The 4,717-nt window shown below is 40.0% G+C and carries 4 protein-coding genes; 1 reads left to right on the top strand and 3 read right to left on the bottom strand.

What is annotated here, in order from left to right:
- The 3 genes from LD39_RS03365 to LD39_RS03355 form a co-directional block, all read right to left on the bottom strand.
- Window positions 1–377, bottom strand: a 377-nt coding sequence (locus LD39_RS03365; RefSeq protein WP_035542903.1) for a nuclear transport factor 2 family protein, incomplete at its 3' end; no start/stop codon positions are given.
- 11 nt (window positions 378–388) lie between these two features.
- The gene (locus tag LD39_RS03360) at window positions 389–1,249 is read right to left on the bottom strand and encodes an AraC family transcriptional regulator (RefSeq protein WP_035542902.1); all 861 of its coding nucleotides are present in this window, start codon (window positions 1,247–1,249) and stop codon (window positions 389–391) included.
- Window positions 1,250–1,444: 195 nt separating this feature from the next.
- Window positions 1,445–2,539, bottom strand: a complete 1,095-nt coding sequence (locus LD39_RS03355) for a hypothetical protein (RefSeq protein WP_156112557.1) — start codon at window positions 2,537–2,539, stop codon at window positions 1,445–1,447.
- Window positions 2,540–2,829: 290 nt separating this feature from the next.
- Between LD39_RS03355 and LD39_RS03350 the strand changes: the two genes are divergently transcribed.
- On the top strand, window positions 2,830–4,717 hold a 1,888-nt coding region (locus tag LD39_RS03350; protein ID WP_035542898.1), incomplete at its 3' end, for an LTA synthase family protein.

The raw sequence follows: 4,717 nt of genomic DNA, 5'->3' as shown, positions 1-4,717 counted from the left end.
ATTTCTTTTATTTTTGCTTGTTTGCCTGCATCAGTAAATGTGTACATATCACAAAAACTAATGCGTCTTCCGTCTTTCATCTTTAGAGTCCCGTTCACGGCTCCCATTCGCCCGTGTGTAAGAATGTTCTGTATGTGAATTTTCGTTACTTTATGATCACCGAGCTGGTCAAGCCAATCCGTGAACTCATCTTTTCCATGAATTACTTTTTCCCCGATGATTTCCCAGCTGAAATCCTCAGATACACTTTCTGTAATAAAGTCTACATCGCCTTTTGCAAAAGCAATGTTGAATTCCTTAAGGAAGGTCTTCTTAGGTGCGTTTCCACAATCCTCTATACAAACAATTTGCAGCTTTTCTGCTTGGTTCTTCTCCATTTTCAAGCTCCTTATTTTACTGGGATCCATATCTCTGAATAATAATCCTCGCTGAACGGATCCTCTTCAGAATATACTTCTAAGTCCGGTGTGCCTGCATGTTCGTATCCACTAGAAGGAAACCACTCAGAATAGATTTGTTTCCATACCTTCTGGATGGCATCTGGCATGGGTCCATGTACTTCGAACACTGCCCATTTTGATGCAGGAAGATCGAGTTTTGAGAACCCTTCAGGAACATCGCCTTCATGTGATACAGCAATCCAATAATCAATATGGTTGGCTTTTGTTTTACTTTTATCCACGCACACCCCTAAAACACCTTTGATTGCTCCATCATTTAACCTGAATAACCTTTGACTCATCCCTTCTTTATTCACTTTATCCCATAGTTTTGGAATAATTCGCTGATTTTCCCCATTCACACAGGAAACTTCCTCCTTAACTCCTACCACTTGAACCGGTCCTTTTTCCACGATTTCGTATTGCATTGGTTCTGCCCCTTTCACACTCACCTGAATGACCAGGCGGTTATAAGATTGCATCTTTCCTGTAAAGCACTTCACATCTCTAGGTGAGATTCCATGTTGCTTTTTAAAGGCTTTAGAGAAAGACTCAGGAGTGTCATATCTGTATTTGTACGCAATATCGATGATCTTTTCATCCGTCTTCGATAACTCGTGAGCTGCGAGTGTCAATCGCCGCTTTCTTAAATATTCTCCGACGGACATATTCGTTAACAACGAAAACATTCGCTGGAAATGGAAGACCGAAGCATTCGCTTTTTGTGCGATTTCTTCAATAGATAGGTCTTCAAGCAAATGTTCCTCAATATAATCAATCGACTTTTGTAAGGATTCAATTAATGTCACTATGATCACTTCCTGACTCTATCTTATCTGTGGGTAAAGAAGAAACCCTGTCCATTTGTGCTTTCATCAAACAGATTACAGACCTGCATACATTGAAGGTAAACTCATTAACTATGCTTATTATAAAACATTTTCGACTAGCTTTATAAAAAACAAGGACGCCTCCTCTTAGACTTCTCGTTCAAACAACAGGGATTACTTTTGATGTCTTAAATACGATTGAACGGTCTCCTTGAAGAATTGCGGTTCATCCACTTTCACATAGATCGTTTCAATCTTTTTCTTAAAACCAAAAAATTGATTGATTTCAACCGGCTCCTTCAAGGGAAGGACATGGGGGATCTGTTCTTTTTCTAAACCGTGGAGGGCCAGTTCAACGTGGCTTCTTCCTTTCTTAAGATTTTCATGAGTCATAGTATTCTTTTCGATACCGCTGATTTGCTCCCACGCGACAAACCCATATTGCCTTATTCCCTTTTGAAAATGAATCCCTTTTTCATCAAGGACCACCGGACATAACCGAATGGCCTGATAATCAGAAATAATAAAAAGTAAGGCATAGACATCGAGGGCTGTGAGGATCCAGGCGGTGATATGGCTATACATGGAGACCATGACATGGACGGCGATAATTTCGATAACCATCGCGTGGACAAGCATGATAAAAACACCAAGATAGCTCCCATTCTTGTGAAGTGTAAAATCATGGGCGTGACGCCTTACGGGTGCCTTTCTCTGCCAGCTGAACAGGCTATAATAGATCGCGGCAATATCCGTAGCCAAAACTCTTAGTGTGAATTGGAATTTGCTCAATCTCGCACCTTTGAAGGGAAAAGTTCGTTCAATCGCATTAGAAAAGCTGGACAGAAAATGATAATGCGTTTTCTTCTCCGCCTGATAGGCTTCCACTAAAAATGGCAATTTTTTTACGACTGAAAAGAAAAGGAAAAGTTCAAGCATAAGAACTGATGCTTCGAGGAGGATGATCGAATGATTGAAATAAGCAAGGAACGCATCGGCTTCATAAGGAATCATCCAATTGGCAAGGAGCAATCCCCAGAACACAAAGCCGCACAGGACGAGCCATGACACTCTTTTCTTAAACCCGAAGAAATACAGCAGGAGAGGTAAAATAATGACAAGATCCACTGCTGTCCCAAGACCGATCCAGTCATCAATGGGGCCTGCAAGCTGGGCTTGCATAACGAGGTAATTCGGAGCGATGATCAAGAATAGAAAAATCAGAATTCGTTTCCAGGCTATATGAGTGAGTGAAAAAGAAGCAGTCATGATATCCCCGCTTTCCAATTTTTTGTATAATTCCATTATATCTAATGGAGTGATGAGGATGTCATCTTTGATCTATTTGTACCGGAAACGTCACATTTTTCACAGATTACGAATTTTTATGTTTGACCGTTCAGTGAAACGGATAAATACATATTTGGCAGAATCAAAACTACTAAACTAATATTGTAACAAACATTTAACAAATTGGTACCTAAGTGTAGTTTACTTTTAGTAAATTCTCTGTTAATTTATATTAATATTTAACATATAGGTACAACAGGAGGTTAATTATGTTTAATCAAAAACAAGACCTATTAAACAAGGGTTGGTTTTTCTTTGCAATTGCCGCTCTCTTTCTTTGGGCAAAAACTTATTACGCCCTTCAAACCGCTTTTACATTAGATATTGAAAATGGAATCCAACAATTTATTCTGGTAATTACACCGATCAGTTCGCTGCTATTTTTCTTAGGATTGTCGCTTTTCTTCAAACCTAAGCGCAGAAATAAAGCATTCATGACGATTTATTTCTTAATGTCCTTTGCTCTTTATGCAAACGTTGTGTATTATCGCTTCTTTAATGATTTCATAACGCTGCCAGTTCTTATGCAATATAAGAACTTCGGGGATCTTGGCGGAAGCGCCAAAGCGCTGATTCATCCAATGGACATTTTATTCTGGATGGATATTGTGATTCTAATTGCATGGCTCGCTGTTAAAAAAGTGCGCCCGGCGCTGGAATTCCGCAAGCGTACGGTAGCGATGATTTTTGCTGCCTCGCTAGGGTTTGCTGCTGTGAACTTAAGCTTGGCGGAAGTGGAGCGTCCACAGCTGCTTGTAAGAACGTTTGACCGCGCGAAACTAGTAAAATTACTAGGAATCTATAATTATCACATTTATGATACTGTCATGACGGCGAAAACGTCTTCTCACCGTGTCCTTGCGGATAGTAACGAATTGAGTGAAGTATTAAACTACGTGAACTCCCAACAAGGAAAAATGGGTGCTCATGGCGAGTACTTTGGAAAAGCTGAAGGCAAGAACGTTGTGCTCGTTTCTTTAGAATCAACTCAAAACTTTGTGATTGACCGCAAACTAAATGGTCAAGAGATCACTCCGTTCCTAAACGACCTGAAAGAAGACAGCTTTTATTTCAGCAACTTTTATCACAACACCGGACAAGGGAAAACATCTGACTCTGAGTTTATTATCGATAATTCTATGTACGGTCTGTCACGTGGAGCCGTCTTTACTACCAACGCTGGTAATGAGTTTAATGCAACACCAGAAATTTTGAAAAATGAAGGCTACACACCAGTCAGCTTCCACGGAAACCACGCAAGTTTCTGGAACCGTGACGTTATGTATCAAAGCCTAGGCTATGACCATTATTTCTCAAAGCAAGAATATAATGTAACTGATGAAAACTCAGTCAACTATGGATTGAAGGATATTCCATTCTTCGAACAATCCATGCCAATGCTGAAAGGTTTAGATAAACCTTATTATGCCAAGTTCTTAACAATGACGAACCACTATCCATATATTACAAATAACGAAAATATGGAAATGATCGAGCCAGCTGATACTGGTGACGGTTCCGTTGACCGTTATTTCCAAACCGTCCGTTATATGGATGAGTCCCTCAAGAAGTTCTTTGAAATGATGAAAGAACAAGGAGAATATGAAGATACAGTATTCGTCTTGTACGGAGACCACTACGGGATCTCTGAGAATCACAACCGTGCGATGAGCGAAATTCTCGGCAAAGAAATCCGCCCATTCGAGCACGTCCAATTGCAAAAAGTACCATTGATCATTCACGTTCCTGGAATGGAAGGAAAAGAGATGGAGACAGTAGGCGGTCAAATTGACTTGAAACCTACCATCCTTCATTTACTAGGTGTTGAACAAGAAAATGATGTTCAATTCGGTACAGACCTATTCAAAGATAATCGCGAAAGCAAAACTATTTTGCGTGATGGCAGTGTCGTGACAGACGAGTATGTATATGCTGCAGAAGGCGATCATTGTTATGACAAGTCCACAGGAGAAGAAATTGACACTGAAACATGTGCTCCATTGAAAAAAGAAGCCGAAACAGAATTAGGCTTCTCTGATAAAGTCGTTTATGGGGACTTGTTACGATTTATGGATAGCGAACAAAAAGAAAATAAAG

This window comes from Halobacillus sp. BBL2006 (assembly GCF_000786645.1).
Lineage (GTDB): Bacteria > Bacillota > Bacilli > Bacillales > Halobacillaceae > Halobacillus.
The sequence above is the reverse complement of the archived record's forward strand: the minus strand, read 5'-3'. Positions and strand labels throughout refer to the sequence as shown.

Bases quoted from the DNA above. Each gene is read 5' to 3' on its own strand.
- LD39_RS03355 (WP_156112557.1), bottom strand. From the start codon at position 2,539: ATGACTGCTTCTTTTTCACTCACTCATATAGCCTGGAAACGAATTCTG.